The organism is Vibrio sp. HI00D65 (assembly GCF_001635455.1).
GTDB lineage: Bacteria > Pseudomonadota > Gammaproteobacteria > Enterobacterales > Vibrionaceae > Vibrio.
Genome location: NZ_LWEH01000192.1, coordinates 20,944 through 43,087, shown reverse-complemented (window position 1 = coordinate 43,087; position 22,144 = coordinate 20,944). Strand labels below are relative to the sequence as shown.

The 22,144-nt window shown below is 39.5% G+C and carries 15 protein-coding genes and 2 pseudogenes; 12 read left to right on the top strand and 5 right to left on the bottom strand.

Annotation, left to right across the window (positions count from 1 at the left end; translation table 11 throughout):
• The first annotated feature begins 414 nt into the window (after positions 1-414).
• Positions 415-1,239 (top strand): hypothetical protein, encoded by an 825-nt coding sequence (locus A3712_RS15170; RefSeq protein ID WP_063524115.1) that lies wholly within the window; start codon positions 415-417, stop codon positions 1,237-1,239.
• A gap of 423 nt (positions 1,240-1,662) precedes the next feature.
• Entirely contained in the window at positions 1,663-2,262 is a 600-nt protein-coding gene (locus tag A3712_RS15165) for a TfoX/Sxy family DNA transformation protein (RefSeq protein ID WP_063524114.1), read from the top strand.
• Between the two features lie 332 nt (positions 2,263-2,594).
• Here A3712_RS15165 and A3712_RS15160 read toward each other — a convergent pair whose 3' ends face one another.
• Complete coding sequence (locus A3712_RS15160) at positions 2,595-3,497, bottom strand: LysR family transcriptional regulator (RefSeq protein ID WP_082856247.1); 903 nt, start codon at positions 3,495-3,497, stop codon at positions 2,595-2,597.
• An 858-nt stretch (positions 3,498-4,355) separates the two neighbouring features.
• Here A3712_RS15160 and A3712_RS15155 point away from each other — a divergent pair.
• The 8 genes from A3712_RS15155 to A3712_RS15125 all read left to right on the top strand — a co-directional run bounded on the left by A3712_RS15155 (position 4,356) and on the right by A3712_RS15125 (position 17,870).
• A complete protein-coding gene (locus tag A3712_RS15155) occupies positions 4,356-6,545 on the top strand; it encodes a BspA family leucine-rich repeat surface protein (protein ID WP_082856246.1) in 2,190 nt (729 codons plus the stop codon).
• 223 nt (positions 6,546-6,768) lie between these two features.
• Positions 6,769-7,293, top strand: a complete 525-nt coding sequence (gene sodC / locus A3712_RS15150) for a superoxide dismutase family protein (protein ID WP_063524112.1) — start codon at positions 6,769-6,771, stop codon at positions 7,291-7,293.
• A 712-nt stretch (positions 7,294-8,005) separates the two neighbouring features.
• The gene (locus tag A3712_RS15145) at positions 8,006-8,953 is read left to right on the top strand and encodes a sensor histidine kinase (protein ID WP_197465837.1); all 948 of its coding nucleotides are present in this window, start codon (positions 8,006-8,008) and stop codon (positions 8,951-8,953) included.
• Positions 8,931-9,653: a LytR/AlgR family response regulator transcription factor gene (locus tag A3712_RS15140; RefSeq protein ID WP_231891820.1), complete on the top strand. Its 723-nt coding sequence runs from the start codon at positions 8,931-8,933 to the stop codon at positions 9,651-9,653. Before A3712_RS15145 ends, A3712_RS15140 begins: the two co-directional genes overlap by 23 nt.
• Positions 9,654-9,705: 52 nt before the next feature.
• A complete protein-coding gene (locus A3712_RS28900) occupies positions 9,706-9,912 on the top strand; it encodes a hypothetical protein (protein ID WP_443083599.1) in 207 nt (68 codons plus the stop codon).
• Positions 9,913-10,690: 778 nt separating this feature from the next.
• Positions 10,691-12,652 (top strand): hypothetical protein, encoded by a 1,962-nt coding sequence (locus A3712_RS15135; RefSeq protein ID WP_063524110.1) that lies wholly within the window; start codon positions 10,691-10,693, stop codon positions 12,650-12,652.
• Positions 12,653-12,792: 140 nt separating this feature from the next.
• Entirely contained in the window at positions 12,793-14,025 is a 1,233-nt protein-coding gene (locus A3712_RS15130) for an RHS repeat-associated core domain-containing protein (protein WP_063524109.1), read from the top strand.
• 20 nt (positions 14,026-14,045) lie between these two features.
• Entirely contained in the window at positions 14,046-17,870 is a 3,825-nt protein-coding gene (locus A3712_RS15125; RefSeq protein WP_063524108.1) for a hypothetical protein, read from the top strand.
• Between the two features lie 201 nt (positions 17,871-18,071).
• Here A3712_RS15125 and A3712_RS15120 read toward each other — a convergent pair whose 3' ends face one another.
• The 3 genes and pseudogenes from A3712_RS15120 to A3712_RS15110 all read right to left on the bottom strand — a co-directional run bounded on the left by A3712_RS15120 (position 18,072) and on the right by A3712_RS15110 (position 20,182).
• Entirely contained in the window at positions 18,072-19,241 is a 1,170-nt protein-coding gene (locus A3712_RS15120; protein WP_063524107.1) for a glycerate kinase, read from the bottom strand.
• A gap of 80 nt (positions 19,242-19,321) precedes the next feature.
• A pseudogene (locus tag A3712_RS15115) lies at positions 19,322-19,738 on the bottom strand (GntP family permease); the annotation flags it as partial.
• A gap of 105 nt (positions 19,739-19,843) precedes the next feature.
• Complete coding sequence (locus A3712_RS15110; protein WP_063524105.1) at positions 19,844-20,182, bottom strand: hypothetical protein; 339 nt, start codon at positions 20,180-20,182, stop codon at positions 19,844-19,846.
• A gap of 195 nt (positions 20,183-20,377) precedes the next feature.
• Between A3712_RS15110 and A3712_RS27415 the strand changes: the two are divergent.
• A pseudogene (locus A3712_RS27415) lies at positions 20,378-20,524 on the top strand (MFS transporter); the annotation flags it as partial.
• Positions 20,525-20,663: 139 nt separating this feature from the next.
• Here A3712_RS27415 and A3712_RS15100 read toward each other — a convergent pair.
• Entirely contained in the window at positions 20,664-21,461 is a 798-nt protein-coding gene (locus tag A3712_RS15100; protein ID WP_063524103.1) for a Cof-type HAD-IIB family hydrolase, read from the bottom strand.
• 321 nt (positions 21,462-21,782) lie between these two features.
• Between A3712_RS15100 and A3712_RS15095 the strand changes: the two genes are divergently transcribed.
• Complete coding sequence (locus tag A3712_RS15095) at positions 21,783-22,124, top strand: ArsR/SmtB family transcription factor (protein ID WP_063524102.1); 342 nt, start codon at positions 21,783-21,785, stop codon at positions 22,122-22,124.
• Positions 22,125-22,144: the final 20 nt, after the last annotated feature.

The following is a 22,144-nucleotide window of genomic DNA, read 5'->3' as shown; positions in this document are numbered from 1 at the left end:
TATTACCTTTCGGTAGTTCTATTTTTTATATGCTTTTTTTATACATATATGAAAAGAGTGAATCTAATAAGTATATGTAATAAATATCAAATTCACTCACTTTCCAACTCTTATATATTTTTAACTAGAAAGAGCATTAAGTGAGGGACTTTATTGTGGTTATATACGACAAGCCAAACGCAGGTCGCCAGTTGCTGATTTATCCTTTTTGAATACTGCGTTCCCCCATAGAGGGCAATCCCCTCGATCAGCGATGTGAGATTGATATTAAAATGCTCCAATATCCTACCTGTCGCTAAGCAACTGGATGAGATCACCTAGTTGAGCATTATGATATTCAATTTTATTTATCATTGACAAAACATGTCGCGACACAGCTTACGCAATAAAGACAAACATTAGAGAGATGCAGTTATGAACCAAAAGACACTACTAACTCTTGCCATTCTATCGGCAGGGTGTGCGTTTTCGACAACTACCTTAGCAGGCCCTCAACATGGCGATCTGAAACAAAGACTTTGTATAAAACTAGAAGACGCAGCACCGACGGATTTAACTGTACTTACAGACCAATGGTTTAAGGACACCAAAAGTGGGGAAGTTTTTAATCGCAGCGGTAATGATGCGTTCCATATTGATAAAGATGATATTGGTATACATTGTTCGGAAGTGGAGTTGCAGGGCAGAATTAGAGGTGAGGGTAAAGTATACTTTAAATTCCAAGTTCGAGAAAGGGATGATTCAGTCGATATTGACTCGATTGACTCCTGGAGCAGGTTCCATGGTGGTGGAGCAAATAACCTATGGGATCTTGAAGAGCAAGGCCGTTGTAACGATGGTGAAAACAGACCAGGAGTTCATCTCTACAACAAGGATAAAGATAACATCGATTACTTCGATTGTAAGCAACACGATGGAATTCCAGACCTTTTCGAGACAACAGTTTACTTTACACCCGATTTAAGCAATGTAGATGATGGTGGTAATGGTGGTAATCCTTCCCCTTATCCAGAGTATTATGGTGCTGATGCATGGCCTTGGCCTGAAGAAATGAATTACGTTCATACCAATCGTGTTTGGCAACCATTAACTGGGGAAGTTTATCAGTGCGAAGTAGAAGGTTGGTGTAATGGTATACCTGACGCTTATTCACCAGGTACGGGCTCCGCAGAAACAGATAATGATCCGGAAAACAATGCTTGGAGTTTAGTTCCACGTGACGAATGGGAAACTAAATAAAATCAGACATAGAGTCGCGTAATTCGTTAACTCATCGTATTTTACTTAAAACATGACCAACCACCCAGAAACTCTGGGTGGTTGAATTTTAACTGGATGTATTTTGGCTGTCTGAGAAGTAAGCGGAGTGAAATTTTAACGGGAATGAGTTACTTCTATTGTGCCAGCTGACATCGAGAGTAAGCCATTTACTCCCAACGCAAGGCTGATGGTAATTCATCCATTATTGCTAGACTTTAAGCACTTGATTAAGCACCTAGTTTACCTCGAACCACTGCTAGCAGAGGTTCCCTTTGCATATATCACACATTATAGACTGCGCAAGCCGCCTTAGGAATTCAGTAGTAGCGATGAAGAGAATACGCTTTGTTAACCTTCTATCAGGCTTGATAATTCTATATTAGAAGCACATAGGTAAACCATATGAATAAAGCGATCATAAAGGACTTAATGAAGTTATTTGAGCCCCTCGGTAAAATAAAATCACACTCAATGTTTGGTGGATACGGTATTTTTGCTGATGAAATTATGTTTGCAATGGTCGCTAATAGTCTATTACACATACGAGCAGACAAAGACACAACAAAACATTTAAAACAGCAAGGGTTTCAGCCATACATATATAAAAAACGCGGTCGACCTGTCGTAACTAAATATTTCACTATAACCGAAGAACTGTGGAAAGAGCAAAAAACAATCTTGCAGCTTGCCCTTAAGTCTCTCGCCGTAGCAAAAGAAGAGAGAGCCGCTAAATCTGCCGCTAAGCCAACTCGACTCAGAGATCTTCCCAACCTTCGAATCACCATTGAGCGTATGCTGAAGAAGGCTGGTATTGATTCCATAGAGCGTTTAAGTGAATCGGGCTCTGTAAACGCATTTAACGCCATCAGGGAAACTTATGCGTGCGATGTCAGTATTGAACTGCTTTTGTCACTAGAAGGAGCGATCAATGGCATTCATTGGTCTGTTATCCAAGATAAACGTCGAAAAGAGCTTATAAACCAGGTCAATGAAGGTTGTTGAAAGAGTGTTTAACCAAACTAAGCAGCTTTTGTTTTAATTTTTTGAGGGTCTGTTATGTCTGTGTGCCTTTGGAACGTATTTCATTTGCTCTAAAATGATAATCTACGATCTAATTCACCACATTCATTCTCTCTCATAACCCAAAAGCGACACAACTTTCTTTTCTTTTAACACTTAGAGAGAGCTGTGGAATTTCTGTAGCCTCCCTTTCATGTTAAACAACAGACATCGTTTTCTATACTCTCCGTTCCTTTAAAGTACGGTACTATCGAACCGACATTAACTTTACTGCCATAACCAAAGGAATCTCGGGAGTTACTTGGATATAAAAGTTAAGATGAGAATGATGCATGGAATAAATATTTTATGCGCTTTAATAGACATTGGTAGATGTCACCAGAGATATCTCGCCTGCTAACCAAAACCAGCCCTGTTGACCAATGTTGATTCAGAAAATCTACATTTAACGTTTTAATATTAGGGTGATTCTCAACAGTATTAATTGAAGGCAAGTAAGCCCAGCCATCTTTCTCAATAAACTTAACCACCAAATCAATACCGTTTAGAACAACTTGACGTCCGGAGTAAGAAGCTCGTTCCCCAATACCCGACTCATAAAAGCTTTGAAGTACGTATCTCGTGCTATCAAGTAAATCTTCAAAGTTTATAGAGACAAGATCTTGCAGCGGGGAATCAACAGCAGTGAATATTTTCCCTTTTATTTCTCCTAGATAACAAGCTGTCAGTCCAGCGGGAGGAAGAAGATTATTAGCTTGATCATTTTTTAGTATTAAGGCTGCATCCAAGCTTTTTTCATTAACCTCATTCAGTGCCTCTTTTCTATTACGATAAATCCAATCAACTGTCGCACAAGGATATTTCTCTTTGAGTGCAGCACTGACATCAACAATAAATTCATTACATATATTCATATCAATACCGATACGAAAGTGATGCTGTTCGTGTAATGACAAGGAGTCTGAAACCATCTGAAACCCATGTGCTTGTTTTACCAAGGAGCGAGCCCAACGTAATAGTATTTCCCCTTCTTTTGTTATGGTTAATTTATTACCACTTCGAGTAAATAACTCGGTATCCAAAGCAATTTCAAGGTTGCTAACATGCTCACTGATCGTGGTTCTATCTTTAAAAATAACACGTGCGGCTTTAGAAAATGAGCCCTGTTCAGCCACAATAGAAAATGACATTAATTGTTCTAAAGTAAATTGAATCATCAACAAGAAAGTCTTGATTAAAGAATTTAATTATACCAACATAACTTTCATATGCCTACTTTGCAGCTTAAAATAAATAGCGTAATTCATAGAATTTAAATAATATTTATATTCACGGTAACATGAACAAGAAAATTTAGGTAGATTCACATCAATAAATTTTCTGGAAGAGGTAAATTTTACTTACCAAAAGGAAATAGACATTGTTAATAATATTACCATCAATGGATCTCTAAAGCCGATATAAAGCTTTAGTCTAGGCTGATTTAAAATGAATCTTCATCCTCAACAGAAGATACTATTGTATGTGAAGCGCGTGACATGTTTCTCTTCGCTGAAACCTTCTATGATAATAAATCAAAATGATAACCAGCGCTGTCACTAATACAATCTATATATTTAAGGATGCACTCATGTTTGTACTCAAACCTTTCGTTTTTTGGATTATGAATATAGAGGACCACTCAGATCTTGATGTAGGCTTTGCCCTTACACCCGCACAATTATCCAATTTCCTAATAAGAGCTATAGTGGAGGTTGCTTTAAATCGACTCATTGACTACAAATATCAACACAGATACTGACAACTAAGGTAGCACCGGCTATCGAACCGCATTTTGCATTCCCCCCCCTCCTAAACGTACCTCAAATAGACCCAAACACACACTCCAGGCTCCAGCTGATCAATATATTCATTAGAATACTAAAAACAATCACAGACACATAGATATCAACAATGAAACAAGAGGCGTGGTGATGTTTGAGACCTAAAGCAATACCTCAACAAAAAACTGGAAATTTTTATATTGATGAAGGCAACTATTTCCCTATAACGTTTAATTTTAAGAAGATATATCAATGAAAAAACATTTTATTCCCCTACTTTTACCAATAGCATTATCAATATTAACGGGTTGCAATTCCTCATCAGGCGAATCGGCCAAAGCACCAGAGGTACCAGGAACACCAGAGGAACCAGGATCACCAGAGGTACCAGGCCCACTCAAATTAGAAAGCATCAGTGTTTTCTCTAAGGAAACTAATCGTCAGTTTGGAGTTTTTGATGGTTCAGATTTTTATGTAAAAGCTATTGGTCATTTTAGTGATGGTTCACAGCGTGATATTACCGACACTGTAAAGTGGGAAACATCGGATGAGGAGGCTGGTGACCTTTTTTACGTTGCTTCGGACGGACTGATCATGACAAGAAATAAGCAGGAAGCTGCTTATATCGAGACGGCATCAATATCGGCATCACTGGCTAAAATTGACAGTAATGATTTCATTGTTCGTCGGTTAAGTCTTTCTAATTTTTGTGACAACTACGTTTCAAAAGACCCGAACGTTGCTCCATTGGCTGCTCTTATTAATACTGGGACTGTTGCTGAGATCGAAAGTTACGATACATCTTCTATTAAAGACATGACTTGCTTATTTTCAGGAATTGATAGCCGTATTTCAGACTTAGACTTAACAAATTGGGATACCAGTAACGTTGTTTCAATGGACTATATGTTCTTAAACTCAGCTTTTAATGGCAATGTTTCATGGCAGAACTTAAATAAAGTAAAAACCATTGAGGGGATGTTTTTAGGTGCATTTAATTTTAGACAAGATCTCTCAGACTGGGATCTACCAGAGCTTGTGAATGATTCTTCTTATATTGCAGCAACAAGTATTTCAGAAGAGCAGCTTGCTCAAACGCCAAACAAAGAGTTATACAAAGCAATATTGACAAATGATGAATCCTATATAGCGTCTTATAATATCGATGGAATGACATCATTATCAGGGATGTTTTATAATGCAGAGGAATTCAATGGAGATATTTCAGATTGGAAAACCAACACTGTAACCAATATGGCATACATGTTTGCCGGTGCACGTTCATTCGATCGTGATATTTCAAGATGGGACACCAGCTCTGTTACGAGAATGGAGGGTATGTTTAAGGGAGCATCTTCATTCAATGGTGAAATTTCAGCATGGAAAACCGGCTCTGTAACCAATATGAGTCACATGTTTGATGGTGCGAGTGCATTCAACCCCAAAGAAGCCTTAGAGTGGGAGACCGACTCTGTCACTGATATGAGCTACATGTTTAACGATGCAGAAACATTCAATGGTGATATTTCAGAGTGGAAAACCAGCTCTGTCACCAATATGAGCCACATGTTTCATGGAGCACGTGCATTCAACACAGATATCTTAAATTGGGAAACCAACTCTGTCACTGACATGAGCCACATGTTTAAAGGTGCAGAAACATTTAATGGCGATATCAAAGAATGGCAAACAAGATCTGTCACTGACATGAGCCACATGTTTAGCAACGCACTTACATTTAATAGAAATATTTCAGCGTGGAATACCAGCTCTGTCACAAATATGAGCCACATGTTTAACGGTGCAAAAAAATTCAATGGTGATATTTCAGAGTGGAGAACTGGTTCAGTCACCAATATGAGCCACATGTTTGAAAATGCGTGGAGATTCAACCCTGAAGCCTTAAATTGGGAAACCATCTCTGTCACTGATATGAGCTACATGTTTGACAACGCATTGGATTTCAATGGTGATCTTTCAGAGTGGGAAACTAGCTCTGTAACTAAGATGAATCACATGTTTATGTCTGCTGCTGCATTCAATCAAAATATTTCACCGTGGGACACTGGATCCGTCACTGATATGAATCACATGTTTTGGGGCGCGCAAGCATTTAATCCTGATGTTTTAGAGTGGGACACTCGGTCTGTCACTGATATGAATAATATGTTTGCGTTTGCAATAAAGTTTAACAGCGTTATTTCAGATTGGCAAACCAAGTCTGTGACTGATATGAGCAGAATGTTTTTGCATGCAGAAACATTCGATACTGAAATTTCACAATGGCAAACCGATTCAGTTATTGATATGTCTAGTATGTTTAGTAGTGCAATCTTATTTAACCAAAACCTTTCTGGTTGGAATGTAGATAATGTAACTAGTTACCAATACTTTGCTTCAAGATCTTCTCTTGAGGATAGCAACATGCCAAAATTTGACTAGCTCAAGGTCATACCAGTTTGCTAACACGACACAGCTCCAGTTAGTGAGCCCCTTGTTTAGACATAAGAATAGCCCCCGAACGGCCAAATATTTATTGTTGCGTAATCCATCACTAAATGGCAGAAAGTGAATGTAAGTTCATGAAATTTTGGTCAACGGTTTTATATAGGGGGGCCAAGAAAATTGTCAATCTACTTAATTCGATAATGGGCGATGGATTTTTATGAAATTAGATATTGTTCTTACAACACTTTTTTTAACATCATCTTTGGCTGCTTTTAACTCTTTTGCTGAGGAAGTAATAATCAAAATGAGAGATTTACATAAAGGCCATGTGGTTGGGCATATAGTCGCTGAGGATACGGAGTTTGGCACCGTGTTTAGACCAGAGCTTAGCGGGATTGCCCCTGGACTGCATGGCTTTCATGTTCATACCAACCCATCCTGTGCTGCAATGGTTATAGATGGAAAAACAGTCATCGGTGGTGCGGCAGGTGGTCACCTAGATCCCAAGCAAACGAATAAACACGGTTCACCATGGGGAAAAGATAATCATTTGGGCGATTTACCCGCACTATTTGTTGATAATGAGGGTTCTGCGAATCAACCTGTATTAGCCCCTAGGATTAAAGTTAGAGATTTAAAATCCCGGTCATTGATGATTCATGTCGGCGGAGATAATCATTCTGACCATCCTGAACCACTTGGTGGTGGTGGAGCAAGAATGGTATGTGGTGTTGTTGAATAATTTACAGTATTACACTCCATTAATAAGACATAAACACCGAAGCTAACTAAGAAAGGCTCTCATTAGGGAGCCTTTCTTAGTTGTGGAGCCATCAATATCTCTGATATGCGCTACATCTAAGGCTAATGGTTTATGTTGAAGCCCGGCGTAAAGGCCAAATAGCACCGTCTACAAGATTTTAAACTCCTAGGTGCTGTAATGGAGGAGGTTCATTCATCGAGCAAATGTAAGAAATGGAGCCTCATTAAGTGGCTTCGATATAGTCACCATGCACCCCACTTAATAATTATCTTCTCAGGCTAACTTTCGCTAAAAGACTGAAAACTGTGCATCGATAAGGATAAGCTAGAGGCAAGTTTGATGTTTACGCACTAAGTTCTGAGCAAAGATCTCGAACCACAAATATGTAATGTGCGTCGTCAGTGGTAACCGAGATGTTATTTATAACGAAATCCTATCTGAAAGATGCCGTTTGATTAAACACTATAATCTCTAGTTGCATATTCGGCACCATTTAGGTAACGATTGGTCCTACAGGGAAATGAAATTACGTTATGATAACCTACATTAATTCATTAGAGAGTCTGTTTTGAACTTGCAAATATCGCTGCTGCCTCTGTCGAAACAAGACCTAGCCTTGTTAATTGTATGGCCAATATTCAACGCCTTCATTGTTTGTACCTCTCTCTATTACATCATGCCGGGACCACCCATGTCGTCTGCCATGACACTGAATGTAATCTTGGCGGCATTTTCAAAGTGCGCGTTGTTTTGGCTATTCCGCCGCATTTTCGAGGCAACTTGTCAGACCGCTTTTCGGCTCCCAGTATTTCATGAAATTGCTATCAACTTGCTATTGATTTCACTCGCTTTTGCCATCTTTGATATTGGGTTCACGACACCAGCAACGTTCGACAGCGTCACTGTCTTTCAACTATTCCGCCTCAAACTGCTTACTTATTTAAATATGTTACTGCAAGTGACGATATACACAGTGGTTCTTCATAGCTGGCAACTAAAGCAAAGAGGTATCGAGCTTGAGATGTCCTTGAAGCAGTCCGAAATTTCACTGTTACGTATGCAAACAAACCCCCATTTTCTCTTTAATACATTAAACCTACTCCACAGTGAAATTCCTGACCGTCCGGAGCTTGCTCAGGAACTCATCTTGGAACTTAGCGATTTGCTCCGAGGAACTATTGCTATTGCAGAGCAAAAACGAATTTTACTCGGTACTGAAATCGATTTAATTGAACACTACCTGACCATTCAAAAGGCACGGTTTGTCGATCGATTAGAGGTCATCATGGACATTGAGAGTACTTGTCAACGGTTTTCCATTCCCCCTATGTTGATTTTGCCTCTGGTAGAAAACGTCATAAAGCACGCCCTTAGCAAAACAATAAAACGTATTACACTCAAAGTGAAAATTCACTATGTCGAAGGCGAGCTCCGTATTCTTGTGAGTAACAGTTGGCCGGAAAGCAGCATACCTAAATTTGAGCCGGGCAGTGGTCATAGCAATATAAGCAATACACTAAAATTAGAGTTCACTAATAGTGAGTTCTCGATGGATTTTGGAAATCAACGTACTTTTGGATTAATAACAATACGTCATAACTTTAAAGGAGACCAGTGTGCACAGAGTGTTGTTAATTGATGATGAACCTGCCGCTAATAAAGCTTTGAAGCGAGTCTTAGAATCTTTTGATGAGGTTGAAGTCCTTGGTTGCTATCACAACCCTTACGAAGGTAAAGAAGCAATAATTCAAATGCTGCCCGATATAGTCTTTTTGGACATTGAAATGCCAGAACTAAACGGGTTTGATATTGCGGCTGCAACCGAACACATCCCCTACCACTTAGTTTATGTGACGGCCTATCCTAAACACGCTTTAACTGCCTTCGAAACGAAAGTTGTCGACTACATGTTAAAGCCTGTACGCCAAACAAGGCTAGAACGCTGTCTGGAGAAAGTTAAGAAACTCCATCCCCAACTTCCGACTAAACCAGTTAAGAAAATCTCAATTAATGATGGCAAAAGGACTTATCGTCTTCTTCCTAAGGATATTAGCTATATCGAGAGTATTGGGCGCTACCAGCAAATCAACCTCACTGAATTAGCCAAGAAAGATTTCCAAATTGAAACAATCGTTACTCAAAACAGTATGGCCAGTTTCGAATCTAAATTGGGTTCAACTCAATTTTTAAGGGTTCACAGAAGCTACATTGTTAATTTAGAACTCTTGCTCTGTGTCCATAAAGAAGAGAGAAATACATTTGTTTCTTTAACGAATGTAGGTAAAAAAATTCCTATCGCTCGCTCTAAAGTAGTACTGATTCATGATTATTTAAATTAAGCCTGCCAGTAACAACTGAATCAACCAAGGTTCCCATATTATAATCCAAACAATGGATGGGAGTTGGAATCTAAAAATTTATTTACCTGCATATCCATTAAATGGTGACACAGTTTCTTTTCAAGCATACGCGACATGGTTATCAATATTGGTTGGTAATTTAATGGGCTTTGTTTCATTAGAAATGCACACGAATGACAAATTAGATGTCATGCAATTAAAACGCAAGTATTTATACATCTACTCATCCAAACCCTGAAAGAATTATTATCTTCCCAAACAAAAAATTTGATATGCCTCTTTCCTTTGAAGCATATTGGATTTTTATCTTACCGCTATCTTTATTTTGTCACCAATTTTAAAGATAGACCAACACGTGGGACTCCGGGTTTCCCATTTACCTTAACTATAAGTTTTTTGTGATAAATAAGGACCATATTGGCATGTCTTGCGCACCCACTCGATTTGTTTTCAACCTATCCGCTTATCACACCATAAGAGTACGTTGATGCACAATTGTGTCTATTGCAACTGGTGACTTTTTTTGATGCGGTGCGATAAAAAGTGGTGAATAGGCACAACCAGATCGTAGCTTCTTTATTTAGTTACACACTGAATAGCGTAAAAAGCCCGTTATAGGCTTTATATTCGGAGCTTGCACAAACAATTCGAAAGTTGCTTGTCAGTACCAGGAAAGCTGGATAGCACGACATGAGATTAATGTCACAGAGATACCGTCCTGTTTTCATTATATATACATAGTAAGTTTGTACTCCATATGCTCTTAGGGAATAGAGTGTGAATCTTCTATTCCAATTTTTTAAAAATAAGTAATGAGATTTATGTTTTTTTATCTAATTACTCTCATTCAAAAATATATGTTATTTTTTATTTTTTTTTATTTTACTGGTTTGATTAAAAAACATAACGTGTCTGAGCACAATAAACTGGCCTGAAGTTTAATTAATAATTAACTCAATATTCTTTAGGCTTTCCTCATAAAAAACTTAACCATCAGATAAATGTAGAGCGATATTATGTTCAGAAGAAAGCGTTACCCTATATCCGTTTTTACTTTAGCAGCCCTTGCTGTAGCGACAACATGTAATGCAGGAACTTACTCTCCTAATGACTTAGTTCAGGGAAGACTACCTAGTAACGATTCCAATATTATTATCCAAACAAGCGATGGGAATCACCAGCCGGAAATTTATTTGCCAGTATATCCAGAAAATGGTGATGTAGTTACTTTTAAAGCATACGCGACGTGGTCATCAAGATTGGTTGGCAATTTAATGGGCTTTGGTTCATTAGAAATGCACACGAATGACAAATTAGATGTCATTTTCGATGGTCATTTATCTGCTTGGCGTCTTAAAAATGAATCGTCTCCGAATACTGTGGGAAATCAGATCCCAAATGATGAGAAATATATAAGTTATTATGTTGCTGATGCTAACTGGAATAGTCTACTGCATCTACCGATACAAAAAGGTAAAGCTAGTAAGATTTTAGTAAGGTCACAAGCTACATATGATACATATGTTGATAACGCCATGCTCGGAAACACACATGAAAATTTAAAAATTAAAAAGGGTGACTACTACGTTTTTACTTGGAACAACAGCAAAGCTAAGTGGGATGTTATTGATGAGCAAAATCAAAACGTAGAGTTTAAAGGAGATAACATACGTGACCTGACATTTTTTGATATTTCTGTTGACACAAGCATCAATGGCACAGGTCTCTACAATAATGGTCGAATGCAAAAACCCATCGAAATTAGATATCGAGCTTGTTTAACCGAAGATGCCGAGGATGATGAATATTCTTGCCCTTTGGTTGATATTACGCAAGAAGAAGCGCAGTACTATCTTCATTTGGGCCGCTATGGGAGAAATGACGCAGGCCTACCCGAAGATTTAGTGAAAGATAATGAAATCTTTGTCGATTATGAAAAAGATCCAAGGTATCAATCTAGCCTGCCGGGTAAAAATGCAAGAAACAATTTACCAGAAGATAAGAAGATGCCAACGGCGCGAGGCCTAAGAAGCACGACTTTTTGGCTAAGGTATAAAGCAAACTTCCTTGGTGAGGAAAAAACATTAAATGTTTGTGCATTCCAGCGTTGGCAAGATGAAAATGGTCAGATAATTGAGAGCGCTGACACTCAAGACTGTAACTCACAAGGCACAGGGAGCTCATCCAGACGGGTTTCCATTATAGATGGAAACTACAAAGGTTCAATTAATAACAATCCGGATATTATCAAAGAAACACCACTTTTGATAAAAGGAGTCTGTAAGAATGAAGAAAACTGCCACGACCAACCAAATTGGCGAATTTACAATGGTTGGACACGAGGCATTTCTTATGTAAACGCTAACTTATTTAAATATTCGCCAAATCGCTATAATCACTCTTTTATTCCTGTAGAGAATACTAAATCAACCACTTTAGCTAGAGGTTGTGTCCGTGATGCCTCTGGCGGCAGCGACTCTAAAGATGATGGAATTTGTACTCGAGTGGTCGAAAGTGGAAACTGTAATGGTGGAGACTGTGCTGGTGTGAGTTTCTACACTACCGATCTTCAGTTTGGTACGACCAAAACAAAACCTCTTTCATACTCTACTGAGAATGCCGATAAGCCCGGCTTTGTGTCTGGAGACAGAGACACATGGCAATTTGACACAGATGCTGTAGATACTGAACGTGCCGGAACCTTCTCTGTTTTCAGCGTGTTGCCTGTGATCGACTTTAGAAAAGGCGATACCATGCGTTTTGTCATGTGGGCACAGCCTAACGGGGGGCACTGGGCTGGTTCAACTCAGATAGATAGTAAGAAAATATCATCAGTGATTGAGGATAACTACGGAAACCGCTTCAGATTTAACGCAACCTTGTATGCAGAACCCAATATGGGTGCAACAAACGGGGTATCAAAAGACTATGTTCTATCCCGTATGAAGGATGAAACATTAGAACCGATACTTGACTAAATAATACCCGAGAGCTTAATCAGCACTCGGGTATACCTCGACTTCGATTTGAATAATTTTATATTTCTCAACTCGAGATTAATAAAATCTATAATTATTTAAATAATAACTTTAATAATAAAATTAGTATTGGTAATACCATGAAAAATTATGACTCTGAATTTATATTAAATCCAAATATATCACGTAGAAAATTTCTGAGTAGAAGTGTCTCTATCGCAATTACTGCAACTTGCTCTTTGAATGCATTAAGTGTTTTTGCGAAAACTTTCAATCTAGATGAAAATGATCTTATCACTTTATTTTCTCATGAATTTACAGGCTTTAATGGTGAAACTCTCGATCCGGTCACTGGAAATTATATGCTTGGTAACGGATATCGGGCTTATAACCCGACATTGATCCGATTTATGTCACAAGACTCTTTAAGCCCTTTTGCTGAAGCTGGCATCAATGCATACCAGTATTGTAGTGGTGACCCCATCAATCGAAGTGACCCGAGTGGTCATCTCGATGGCTTAAAACTTGGGCTTGGTATTTTTGCCGTTTTAGTCGGTATCGCAGGGGCGGTTGCCGCACCATTTACTGGAGGCACCTCTCTGGCTGTCGCTGCAGGTGTTATTGGTTCTGCAGCGGGTGCCATAAGCGGTGGGTTAACTATTGCTTCAGCCGTTGTTGCAGAAATAAACCCAGATGTTGCTGATAAATTAGACATCGCTTCTTGGGCTTTTACTGGTATTTCTTTAGTTGCTGGAGCTGTAGGTGCCGCGGGTGGGATTTACCAAGGGACTAAAGCCCCAGGATTCATTTCGAAGCTTTCAAAGGGCAAATTAGGGAATTCTAGGCTGAAGGTGGATATTAAATTCAGGCCTAAAAGTCAGGTCAAAGCACGCAGAATTGCTTTGGAAGCAGATGAGTTGAAGAGTGGCAAGAAGATTATTAATACTCAACAGAAAGTTACTCCAATCTCGATGAAAAATGAAAATGGTGTGGTGTTTAAGGCTCCTGAAACCGTTAATAAAATTGAGAAATTTGGTGAGAGTGGCTTTTTTGGTAGCCGCATGATCAAGACCTACACACCAAGACAAAGTATGACATCTTGGAAAGGAGGTTTAACCGCTGCAAAAACGATGATTGATCAAGTGGGTGCTATCGGATCTGGCGGTATTGGTATTACGATTAAAGCGACCGCGCTAGCAGAAAAAGAAACCACGTTATCTAATCAAAACTTTGCTGCGCTTTCAAATATGAGCGCAAATCAATATTTAGACAGAGTCAGCGCCCCAGGCTTGTCAAGAACTAGTATTCTGAGTGCTGAAACAAACCCGGCTTCAATAAATTCACAAATACGTCAGGGTATTTACACATCTTAGAATAATGGTGGAGAAGAACAATGAGTAATAATGTTGATATTAGTTACAGTAACAATTATATAAATTTAGTTTCTGGCAGTGTTAATGAAAGAAATGGTTTTTTTGATTTCTCTACTGGAGTTGTCAATATTGTTGGTAACAATTTGAAAGGGCCAGAGCTCAATATTTCTCTAAGCTTTGACCACTTCAAATCTATCGATATGGGGTTAGGTGAAGGATTAAAGTTTAGCCTACCATTTTTTGATTGCACTAATGCCATCTTACATACTGATCAAGGGGTATCAGTAAAACTTTCCGATAATAATTTAGCCAACCCCATTGAGGCGTGTCTTAGTAACTTTAAAATAACCGAGACTGGCTCATTGCTCTTAGTAAAATATCATGATGGATCTGTGGATGAGTTTAAGAAGACGCCAAAAGCGGATTATGCATTTTTGTCTAAAAGACGCGATTCAGCTGGAAATGCCCTTCATTTAGAATGGAATGGTACAAAATTAGAACAGATTGTCGACGATAACGACGTTGAATACCTATCTATAGAGCGCACTTCAAATAGGAGTGGCAGAGAGTTAACTCTTTTATCTGGCCGTTACTATATTTATACCTACATTAATTCTAGTTTTAAAAAAATTGAAGTGAGCACACCATACTCTCAATCATCACAATATCGTGACCAACCGAAATATGAGCTATCTGTGCATTTTTCGACCAATGTGAAATACCACCTTATTGACAGTATTACTTCACCTAACGGCGCTTTACAGTCTGTTGATCATGGAGAACGTTCGGGAGAGGCCCTCAAAGATCATAAAGGCAAATTAATGGCTGTGGTCAAACAACATAGTATCGAGTTTAATGGTAGAACGTTAAAACGTACAACCTACGATTTTAAGCCCCCTGTCGATGACTCTAGTGATTATCAATACAAAAAAGATTACAACGCTTATGGATACAAGGCTGATATCTCCAATACGCGCGGCAGCGATCCCACCTACTCCATCATTAAGCCATACTTCTACAAGGTTATCGTGACGGAAACAGACCATGATAATCAAGAAAGTGTGGTTGAGTGTATATATGATAAGTTTCATAACCTCAGAGAGCAAAAGAAAATCTATAAGGAGTGTACTCAGGCTGAAAAATACCACTATTATCTCAATGACGATGTTGACATCTCTGATCAGGAAGGGCGCTTTAAGTTAGCGAATAAGATTGAGAAAACCTATAGTGATCTGACTAAAGCCAGATTTACTGAAACTTACGAATACGATTACGATGAATTTGGTAATGTGCTTTCTGAAATAGATCATGTTCAGAATGTCAGAATTGACTATGAATACTATGATACCCGTATTGATAAAGTTGAAGGATGTCCAAAATATGAAGATTTCATCTTTTTCTTAAAAAAGCAGTCCGTCACCGATCTCAATACGATTGATGAAGCAACAAGTATTCGCGAAGTGTCTGTCAAAAAATATACCGCGATCAATAACTCTATTTATTTATTGTCAGATAGTAGCCCATACTCTCATACCAGCATTGAGTTTGATTACCACCGAACTAATGTAGACCAAGGAAGACTTCTTTCTCGACAAATTATAAAAAGTGATCAGAAGTGTACCAAACAAGAATTTGCGTACCTTGATAATGACTCAACTTTGTATGTCAAATGCACAACAACTGCAGATAGTCTACCCGGTGAAGAATCCTATCTTTCGCTAGAACTAGATCAATACACTGGACAAAAATTATTGATTGATGATTCTGGATCCATTACAAAAATGGAATATTATCCAGATGGGCGGTTAAAAAAAGAAATCAGCAGTCCTAATAGTGTCTATGAATGTGCTCGTGAGTATGAATATTTTGATGAGCAGTCAATGACCCTAATGCGAGATCAATTCAATAATACTAAACGAAGTTATTTCGATGGCTTAGGTAACATGACTGAGATTCAAATAACGGTACCTGACATTGTGAGTGATTTTGTCGTTGAACGAAGAGAATACAACACCCTAGGGCAACAAATTAGTCAGACGATGATAGATACTTCACTGGTGGCGATTCAAACGGGTGCATCAGTACAAAATCGAACATGGCAACTGCGAACAAACTATGAATACGATGGGTGGATGAATGTTTCACGGACAATTCAACCTGATGGAACGGTTCAAATTAGTGATTTTAATCCCATTACCCAGACTGAGACTTCTGGCCTTGAAGGAAGGGAGTATAAACAAACCGAATTCATATTGGCTGATAGAAAACAGATCGAGAAAACCTTTGATAAAAATAATCAATTGCTTACATATTCTGAAGTAACGGTTGATATGTTTGAGAAGCCAAGTACTAGTTTAGATGGCTTTGGCGTCACAACAAATTATCTATACGACGCGCTGGACCGCATTAGAAATACTACGAAAAGTTATATCGATGCAGAAGGAGAGCAACGTGAAATAACCAAAGACATTGTGTATGCGCCTGACCTAGTTGGAAAAGATTGTGTTAAATCAATCTCTATCAACCGATCACTATTAGGGGAAAATGACTACGATGCTTTCGCTCGCTTACGTAAACAAACCATAAACAATAGTGTTTCCACCCTAAGTTATCGCCCCGGTAGTATGCAGCATTATCAAGTGACTTGCCCGGATGGGACCGTTTTAGATACTGAATATGATCCTGAATTTAATCTCTATAAAAGGACAGGAGCTAAAGTGCAAAACCCGAACCTTAGAGGGTTAATTGAAGAAGCTTACGATGAAGAAACGGGTTCATCTGTAGAATATACGCATCGATTTGATGGTTTAGTGGCAAGCGAGAAAATCGATGGTGTGACAAATAGCTATGATTACACCTTGCTAGGTAAAATACTTGCGAGCTCCGTCGCTGGTGATAATTATGATATTGTTACTTACGATGATTTTCAACGAATTGAAACGGTTGATGATGGAATAAACGTTGCACGGTACTTAAATTTTGATCCTTTCTCTAGACCACAGAGAGTTGAAATCACGGGTGCAACCCCAACAACAATTACGTATGACTACTCCGGTCTTCCCGAGATGATGGTAACGAAGACCGAGCAAGGTCAAGACGTTTTACAAGAAATCGAGCATTACACTAAAGATGGTTTGCTCGAGAATAAAGTAACGCGTCTAGGTTCCCAAGAACTGGTTGAATTTTTTGAATACGATGCCATGCGACGTTTGGTGAATTATTCTGCATCAGGTACTCCGGATTTATTGCCTAAAGATGAGATCGGCAAAGCTATTTTACAACAGCACTTCATATTTGATGACTTTGGTAATACCAGGAAAGTGCTCAGTGACATGCAAGACCAAACGAGCAATGTCTCCGTGTATACGTATAACCCAGATTACCCAACACAATTGTACTCTATTGAACATAGTAACCCTGCCTACACTAATGTTAATTTAGAAGGGAAATACAACGTTCACGGATCGCTGACAGAGGACCAAGAAGGGAAACAATTCAGCTACAATAAGTATGGAGAGCTAGTAAAAGTCTTTAATGCGCAAATGCAGGAATTAACAAGCTACGAATATGATGTTGCTGGGCGCATGAGCAGACAGAATATTCCTAATCAGCCGGCTATTGAATACCGCTATGCGAATGATAATCTCGTTTATATTCAACAAGGAGATTTAGGTCTTAGCCACTCATTAGTCGATGGGCGCATGGTTAGTAAGAAATTTAAAACGCTAAACCAAGAGATGATTACTGACTACTTGTGCAATACATCTAATTCACCTTTGAAGGTAAAGAGAGGAAATGCTCAAGATCAGCTCTATGCTTATATGCCATATGGGTTCCGTGCGTAACGTTGCCGAAGTCTAGCTAAGCGTTTTAGAGTTACAGAATACAGATTTTTAACTGTAACTTCTTTAGCCCCGTTCGGTGATGGTTCACCCCAGGTATTAGCCTGCCATTACTACGGGGCATTTTTATAAGCGGTCAACACTGCTATTTATTGAGCGTCAATATTGGTCGCCTCATACCTATGCCTGGCACCAAACCATGTTTTATTTGAGAATTGTGTGACCTAATTTCAGCGTTGATGCAATGTTTCTTGCGGTTCTGGTTAGGTTCAATTCGGCTTCTTGCAGCACTTGTTCAAGGGGCTGGGGAGAACGTACGGTTCCGAATAGACAGGCCATGTCACCATACAAAGCCTCAACTTGAATTCCCAAAGAGCCTGCTATTCCAATCGTGGGTATACCGTGTAAACTCGCTCGTTTAGCAATCCCATAAGGTGTTTTTCCTTGTAGAGTTTGATTGTCCATCTGCCCTTCCCCCGTAATCACAAGGTCCGCTCCTTTCAATATCTCATCGGCTTGTAATACATCAAGCACCATCTCAATGCCCGGTTTAATCTGCATGTTGAATAACAAACTTAGCCCCATCGGTGTACCACCAGCCGCACCATAACCGGTACGTTCGTAAATCGACTGTTTACCTTCAACACAGCCTTGTGACTCAGAAACTTGAGCGAAGTGAGCAAGGGCCTTATCAAGCATCAAAACTTGTTCCGGAGTTGCTCCCTTCTGGGGGCCGAATATATGGCTGGCACCGTTATCACCGCATAACGGATTATCAACATCGCACGCGACAATCAGTTCGATATCCGTGCAGCGCGAATCTATGTCAGCTAAATCAATAGAAGCTAACTCCGATAACGCGGCACCACCTCGGCTGAGCTCCTGCCCTTTACTATTGAGCAACTTCCCTGCTAACGCTTGAACAACCCCCGCGCCGCCATCGTTGGTTGCACTGCCGCCCAAGCCAAGAATGATCGTTTGAGCGCCCTGCTGTATCGCTTCTAAAATGAGCTGACCTGTACCGTATGAAGAAGCCATCAGCGGATCACGCTGCTCTGGCGTTAGTAAATCTAAACCCGACGCAGCCGCTATCTCAATCAGTGCTGTTTTTTTCGAGGTTCGTGTGGATGGCTCAAGCATCGCCCATTCTGCGTTTACAAGTTCACCCAACGGCCCTTCAACCCGGGTTACTCGCTTTTTCCCTGCTAAGCCTTGCAGCAAAACATCCACCGTGCCCTCACCACCATCAGCCAAAGGAAGTGCGACATACTCTGCATTAGGAAACACTTCTCGAAATCCATTTTCAATACATTTCGCCACAAATACAGCGTCTAATGACTCTTTAAATGAGTCTGGTGCAATAACTATTCTCATAACCCGCAGTTCCAATAAGCCCCTATAAGTGATCGATAAGCCAATCAAACGATAGGGGCAGTATAACCAGAGATACCGTGTTAGATTGCTGCTGAAGCTTTTACTTGTGACTTCTCTTTAAATTTAACCAAACCACAATCACACCAAGTACAACAATTGGCACTAATGGGTCGAGTATCGTGCCACCCTTACCAAACACTAAGTTTAAAATCATGATGACAGATGCGCCAATTGCCCACGCAATAGTGGATGAAACTGACCAAATCTTGATTTTATCGGTTAAATCAGTAATACCAAGAGTAGGGTTTATGATATGGAAGTAAGAGTCATGAGGTGCGATATCAAGGCTAATTATTTCAACCAATGGTATTATCATCGTTGCTGCAACCATCATTGGTACCGTTGCTGAACCTTGAAGTTGCTGAACCTTGAATTAGAAAAAGCATAGAAGCAATCGCTAGTGGTACCAATAGTGTTGAAATTGAGATAGCATTTATTCTCAAAATGAGAACTTTGGATAGAGAGGAGTTGTGGTGCTTCCAAAGCAACACCACCAAAATCCGTAACTGTTGATCGAGTATCAAGATGTTCTGGGGACAGAATTACAGCCTTAAACTCCACTTGCCTTGGTGGTCACGGTCGCAATTTTCTTGTGTATCGAAGCTTAAGTGCTTATCAATGTTCTTCAGCTTAATCCCGCCTCGATTGAATGCGCTTTGAATAACTGAAGCCACATGTTGCTGACCATCGGCCTCTAAGAAATTCGTTTTATCTTGATTGCTATCGAACACACAAACGATTTTTAAGCTTTGAGGAAAAGATGAGAAGTTGACCGTATGAGTCACCCAAAGAAAACCGTCGTAGCCTTTCAACGTATCTTCACAAACGTCAGTTAGCACATCTCTAATTTGATTTTCGATCTTCTTGTCTGATTTACGCATGAAGCAAAGCCCTCATTTAACACCTTAAAGTATAAGGTTTTTGGTCAATTTAGTCTTAACCGATATTGGACACTCTGACGGTTTCAAATGCAAAGTGTTTATGGGAATAAATGGCTAGAGGGTTTGGAAAAACGCTCATGCTTGATAACGTACGAGGCATCAAACATGAAGCAGATACAGAATTTGGCTAAGGTATTAGATGGAGGACTTGCGCTGTTCGCCACCTTAACTAAGAGCCTAAATTATGTGTTGATTACCGTATTGGCGCAAGCCGATGCGATTATTTATGGTTTTACCATTGCTGGGGCCGTGGTTCTGGCTGCCACATTTTGGATGGGTTAACTTGGCAGACAAATCAAGCCGGAGTGTACCCTAGCGAATCAATGTTAAGGCGAGTTTTCAAATTCGAGATTACCAACAAAAAAAGCCGAATCATGTTAGTGAGTCGGCTTTGATATAAAGCTAAAAAGGATTTCAAACGTTACGCGAGAAGCTTCTCCAACACTTGGAATACACCCGTATCAACATTACTTGGCGCACTAAAACGAGCTATCTCTTTCAGTTTTGGATGTGCGTTTTCCATCGCATATGAGTGGTAACTTTCTTTAAGCATCTCGTAATCATTTAGGTAGTCGCCAAAGCTCATGGTCTGTTCGTAAGTAAAACCTAATGTGTTCTGGAGATGCTTAATTGCCGCCCCTTTTGAAGCCTCAGCATTCATCACATCCAACCAAATTTTTGCGCTTACAACCACTTGGTAATTTTCACCAAACTTAGCGTCGATGCTTGGGTTTACTCTCTCTTGTGAGCCATCAAAGTGGCAAATAGCAACCTTGATAAACTCATCTTCAACCGCCAGCAGATCTTCTACCTGCTCACGGCGATGGTAGTACTTAGAGATTTCCTCTAGAGCACGCTCATCTTTGGTTTCGATGTACGCCGACTTCTTACCACATAGCACAATATGAGCGCCTTCGATAGCACGCGCTTCTTTAATGATTTCTTTGATGGCATCTGTATCTAGCAAGCAGCTGTAAAGTTCTTCACCTTTATGCATCACTAATGTGCCGTTTTCAGCAACAAACATCATGCGATCTTTAATAGGAGCAAAAGTTTCCATTAAACTGTAGTACTGACGACCCGACGCAGCAGCAAAGATAATTTCTTGAGCTTCTAGTCGCTCGTAGAGGTTAAAAAATTCTGGGTCTAATTTTCCGTGTTCATTAAGCAGAGTGCCGTCCATATCAGCAGCGATAAATTTGATGTTCTGTTGTGGCATTTCAGAGCTTACCTATAAATATAAATAAAATTGTAAATTATGATTTTTCGTTATCTTGGGTAACGGTTCTGCGTTCGATTATATCGCTAGAGTAGCGAGTGAGTGAAATGCTTTTCGGTCGGTTTATTTGCCTAAATCTTAGATCTTGTTAATGTCTAATAGGATTTCAATTAGATAACTGATCGGATATCAAGCGTCATCAAAACAACGAGCTAGGCTGGTCAATTTAAGGCGACTTTTAAAATTCACATTGACCGCTAAAAAAAATAGGCTTACCATTAATCGTCTTTTTACGATTAGAATTAAGTGAGCCACCTAAGTATGACTGCAACATGCCAAGCAACAGAAAGCTGTTCTCTACCTCTTCCGCCGAGTAATGCAGAAGCAGAAAAAGAAATGGCAGCGTTAGCAAAATCACTCGCGCATCCAGCTCGAATTCGCATACTTAGCATCTTGTCTGCACTAGAAAAGTCAGGCGGCTGCTTAAACAGTGATCTGGTGAGTGAATTAGGTTTAGCTCAATCAACAGTGTCAGAACACTTAAGAATATTAAAAAACTCAGGCTTCATTACCGCTGAGTCTATTCCGCCAAAGATGTGTTACCGCATCGACCGCGAAAATATTCAACGCTTCGAATCGGTATTTAACAGCATTTTAAAATAGAAGTTCACGCTTGAATGATT

Bases quoted from the DNA above. Each gene is read 5' to 3' on its own strand.
- A3712_RS15170 (WP_063524115.1), top strand. From the start codon at position 415: ATGAACCAAAAGACACTACTAACTCTTGCCATTCTATCGGCAGGGTGT.
- A3712_RS15165 (WP_063524114.1), top strand. From the start codon at position 1,663: ATGAATAAAGCGATCATAAAGGACTTAATGAAGTTATTTGAGCCCCTC.
- A3712_RS15160 (WP_082856247.1), bottom strand. From the start codon at position 3,497: ATGATTCAATTTACTTTAGAACAATTAATGTCATTTTCTATTGTGGCT.
- A3712_RS15155 (WP_082856246.1), top strand. From the start codon at position 4,356: ATGAAAAAACATTTTATTCCCCTACTTTTACCAATAGCATTATCAATA.
- sodC (WP_063524112.1), top strand. From the start codon at position 6,769: ATGAAATTAGATATTGTTCTTACAACACTTTTTTTAACATCATCTTTG.
- A3712_RS15145 (WP_197465837.1), top strand. From the start codon at position 8,006: ATGTCGTCTGCCATGACACTGAATGTAATCTTGGCGGCATTTTCAAAG.
- A3712_RS28900 (WP_443083599.1), top strand. From the start codon at position 9,706: ATGGATGGGAGTTGGAATCTAAAAATTTATTTACCTGCATATCCATTA.
- A3712_RS15135 (WP_063524110.1), top strand. From the start codon at position 10,691: ATGTTCAGAAGAAAGCGTTACCCTATATCCGTTTTTACTTTAGCAGCC.
- A3712_RS15130 (WP_063524109.1), top strand. From the start codon at position 12,793: ATGAAAAATTATGACTCTGAATTTATATTAAATCCAAATATATCACGT.
- A3712_RS15125 (WP_063524108.1), top strand. From the start codon at position 14,046: ATGAGTAATAATGTTGATATTAGTTACAGTAACAATTATATAAATTTA.
- A3712_RS15120 (WP_063524107.1), bottom strand. From the start codon at position 19,241: ATGAGAATAGTTATTGCACCAGACTCATTTAAAGAGTCATTAGACGCT.
- A3712_RS15110 (WP_063524105.1), bottom strand. From the start codon at position 20,182: ATGCGTAAATCAGACAAGAAGATCGAAAATCAAATTAGAGATGTGCTA.
- A3712_RS15100 (WP_063524103.1), bottom strand. From the start codon at position 21,461: ATGCCACAACAGAACATCAAATTTATCGCTGCTGATATGGACGGCACT.
- A3712_RS15095 (WP_063524102.1), top strand. From the start codon at position 21,783: ATGACTGCAACATGCCAAGCAACAGAAAGCTGTTCTCTACCTCTTCCG.